Source organism: Pseudomonas fluorescens, assembly GCF_902497895.1.
In the GTDB taxonomy this organism is placed as follows: domain Bacteria; phylum Pseudomonadota; class Gammaproteobacteria; order Pseudomonadales; family Pseudomonadaceae; genus Aquipseudomonas; species Aquipseudomonas fluorescens_BP.
The window spans coordinates 1-3,544 of the sequence record NZ_CABVHQ010000142.1 but is presented as its reverse complement, the minus strand read 5'-3'; the positions used below and the strand labels follow the sequence as shown (position 1 = coordinate 3,544).

General features: G+C 65.7%; 2 protein-coding genes. One reads left to right on the top strand and one right to left on the bottom strand.

The window, feature by feature from the left end; all coding sequences use genetic code 11:
* On the bottom strand, window positions 1–988 hold a 988-nt coding region (locus F8N21_RS30085), incomplete at its 3' end, for an MFS transporter (RefSeq protein ID WP_150645579.1).
* A 386-nt stretch (window positions 989–1,374) separates the two neighbouring features.
* Between F8N21_RS30085 and F8N21_RS30080 the strand changes: the two genes are divergently transcribed.
* The coding region (locus tag F8N21_RS30080; protein ID WP_191624437.1) for an AMP-binding protein at window positions 1,375–3,544 on the top strand (2,170 nt) is incomplete at its 3' end.

The following is a 3,544-nucleotide window of genomic DNA, read 5'->3' as shown; positions in this document are numbered from 1 at the left end:
GTTCGGGGCCGCGCGCGACCCAGACCAGACCGACCATGCCGAGCCAGCCCAGCAGGGTCAGCGCCAGTGTGGCGCGATGGCCGAAGCGATCCTGTAGCCAACCAAACAGCACGGCACCGATGGAGGCCGTGATATTCACCACGAAGATCAGCAGCAGCGTGTCCTGGGTACTGAAGCCCATGACCTGATTGGCATAGATGGCAGCCAGGGCGATCACCGCCGAGATACCGGCCTGGTAGCAGACGGTGCAGGCCAGGAAGCGCAGCAGGTCGCGATAGCGGTCGGCTTCGCGCAGCGTCTGCGCGAAGCGCGCCAGCGCCGCTCGCGCGATAGGCGTGTCGCCGCGCCCTGGCTGCGGCAGGCTGCGTTCGCGCAGGAACAGGAAGGTCGGTAGGCTGGCTACGGCGCACAAGACCGCGGTGATCAGCATGCACACCGGCACGAACTGCGCCGCGGTCTGGCCCTGCGCCTGGGCCCAGCTGACGTAAGCCAGGCAGGCGCCCAGGCTGACCAGGCCACCGATATAGCCGAACCCCCAGCCCCAACCGGACACCTTGCCCAAGGCATCTGCACGGGCGAGTTGGGGCAGGAAAGCAGCGATCAGGTTCTCGCCGCTGCCGAAGCAGAAGTTCGAGAGCACGATGAACAGGATCGCGATACCCAGCTCCCCCGGCCCGGCCAGCGCGAGTCCAGCGGTAAAGACCACGCAACCGATCGTGCTGAACAGCAGCAGACGCTTCTTGCAGGCGAAGGCGTCGGCGTAGGCGCCGATCAGCGGCGCGGTCAGGATGATCAGGACATAGGAGAGGGCGGTGGCGCTGGTCCAGGCCAGCGTACCCCAGGCTTCGCCCTGGGCGACCACTGCGACGAAGTAGGCGTTGAACACGGCGGTGATCACCACCGTCGTGTAGCCGGAGTTGGCGAAATCGAACATCGCCCAGGCCCAGATTTCTCGACGTGTCACTCCGGGGTTGAGGCTGGCTGGCATGGCGATCTCTCTGCAGGCGCTGGGTCCTAGGAGCCTAGCTCCAATCCGTAGCAGCTGCCGAAGCCTGCGTTCGGCTGCGCAGCAGTCGCAAATCCTGCTTGCACGGTTTTTCTGGAGTTCGTAGCAGCTGCCGAAGGCTGCGTTCGGCTGCGCAGCAGTCGCGAATCCTGCTTGCTCGGTTTTTCTGGAATACCGCAGCACCTGATTTTACGACTGCTACGCAGCCGAACGCAGGCTTCGCCAGTTGCTACGGGTTGAGCCTGGCTCTGGCTCACCCATCCTGCGAGCGCTGCAGCCCATGATGGCATTCCCGGTCGCCGCCATAGGCGCATAATGGCAATTGGCAAGGATCTACACACTGCATGTCCTGTCATGAGGGGCCGCCGATGGCTCGTCCGCCTCCAGAAACTCCCGCCGTTTCCCATTCCGATGGGGACGCAGAAAAATTGCTGGAAATTGTCCAACGCACCGTGGTCGAGTTGCGCCCGCAGGCGGCAGAAGGTTTGCAAGTCACCTTGCACAGCGTGCTGGACCGGGACTTGGGCGTAGACAGTCTGGCCCGGGTCGAACTCTGGTCGCGCATCGAGCACGAATTCGCTGTGCGCTTGCCGGAATCCCTGTTCGCCTCGGCGGACACTCCCGCCGATATACTGCATGTGTTGCACAGCAGCCATGGCGCCGAGGCGGTACGTCCATTGTCCTCCAGCGACTCCAGCGAGGCCTCGATAGCAACGGCGCAGACGCCGGACGCTGCGCGGACCTTGATCGAGGTGCTGGAGTGGCATGTGCGCCATCAGCCGCAGTTTCCCCACGTGCGCCTGCTGGGTGAAAGTGACCAGCCGCAAGACATCAGCTATGGCGCCTTGCACCAGGCAGCCCGGGCCGTTGCCGCCGGGCTGCAACGCAGTGGCTTGCAGGCCGGTCAGACCGTGGCCCTGATGCTGCCCACAGGGTGCGACTTTCTCCATGGCTTTTTTGGCATCCTGTTGGCCGGGGGGGTGCCGGTGCCCATCTACCCACCGCTGCGCCTGTCGCAGATCGAGGATCATCTGCACCGCCAGGCCGGCATCCTGCGCAACGCCGAGGCCAAGGTGCTGATCACCGTGAAGGAGGCGAAGCTGCTCGCCCGGCTGCTCCAGCCGCAGGTCCCGAGCCTGACGCGCATTGCCACAGTGGGCGAGCTGACAGGCGAGGGGGGCGAGTGCATCACACCGCCGCGGCAACCGGAGGACCTCGCCTTCCTGCAGTACACCTCGGGCAGCACGGGCCAGCCCAAGGGCGTGATGGTCAGCCACGCCAATCTGCTGGCCAATCTGCGCACCATGGGCAAGGCTCTGAAAGTGGGGCCGCAGGACGTGTTCGTCAGCTGGCTGCCCATGTACCACGACATGGGCCTGATCGGTGCCTGGCTGGGCAGCCTGTATTACGGCTATAGCCTGGTGCTGATGTCGCCGCTGGCTTTCCTGGCGCGGCCGGCGCGTTGGTTATGGACCATCGACCGCTTTCACGGCACCTTATCGGCGGCGCCGAATTTCGCCTATGAACTGTGCCTGAGCAAACTCGCGGAGGGCGACCTCGAGGGCCTGGACCTGAGCAGTTGGCGCGTGGCCTTCAACGGTGCCGAGCCGGTCAGCCCGGATACCTTGCAGCGCTTCGCCGAACGTTTCGCTCGCTACGGGTTTGCGCCCACCGCGCTGGCACCCGTCTATGGGTTGGCCGAGGCCACGTTGGGCCTGGCCTTTCCGCCCTTGGGCCGAGGGCCGCTGATCGACCGGGTGCAGCGCGAAGCGTTCCAGACCCACGGCAATGCACTGCCTGGCGCAGCGCACGCCAGTGCAACGCTGCGCTTCGTCTCCAGCGGCCGGCCGCTGCCGGGCCAGCAGATTCGCATCGTCGATGGCAGCGGGCTCGAACTCCCCGAGCGCAGCGAAGGTCATCTGCAATTTCGCGGGCCGTCCACCAGCGGCGGCTACTACCGCAATCCCGAAGAGACCCGCCGGGTACTGCGCGATGGCTGGTTCGACTCGCTCGACTTCGCCTACATGGCCGGCGGTGAGGTCTACCTGACCGGCCGCGCCAAGGACCTGATCATCCGTGCCGGGCGCAACATCTACCCCTACGATGTCGAAGCGGCGGTCGGCAATTTGCCCGGCCTGCGCAAAGGCTGCATCGCGGTGTTCGGCAGTCCTGACCCGGCCACCGGTACCGAGCGCCTGGTGGTATTGGCGGAAAGCAACGAGAAGGAAGCTGGTGCGCGGCAACGCCTGCAGCAGGAGGTCAACCGCATCGTGGTCGACCTCACCGGTGTGCCGCCCGACGATATCGTGCTGGCGCCACCCCATAGCGTACTGAAGACCTCCAGCGGCAAGATTCGCCGTGCTGCCAGCCGCGAACTGTATGAGCGCGGCGAAGTGGGGCGGCCGCACCTCGCCGTGTGGCGCCAGCTGCTGCGCCTGGTGCTGCAGGCCGTACGCGGGCATTTCGGCCGCAGCTGGCGGACCTGCCGCGCCGCGCTGTATGCCGCTTACATCTGGCTGCTGTTCTGGCTGCTCACGC